Raw genomic sequence first — 230 nt, forward strand, 5'->3', positions numbered from 1 at the left:
TTCACTAAGATGGAAAATGGTGATGAAGAGGCATTAGCACTATGGCAATGGTTTAAAGATATTAGTTTAAAAGAATTTAACAGAATATATGATATGTTAGATATAAAATTTGATTCTTATGCAGGTGAAAGTTTCTATAATGACAAAATGGATGTTATTATAAAGGAATTAGATGATAAAGGACTAATTAAGATTAGTGAAGGTGCTAAGATTGTTGAATTAGAAGATGA

General features: G+C 27.4%; 1 protein-coding gene. It reads left to right on the top strand.

From position 1 onward, the window contains the following. A partial coding sequence (gene argS, locus AACQ14_RS23730) for an arginine--tRNA ligase domain-containing protein (protein ID WP_339366016.1) occupies positions 1–230 on the top strand: 230 nt, incomplete at both ends.

It is taken from the genome of Vallitalea maricola (assembly GCF_036985595.1).
Taxonomy (GTDB): Bacteria; Bacillota; Clostridia; order Lachnospirales; family Vallitaleaceae; genus Vallitalea; species Vallitalea maricola.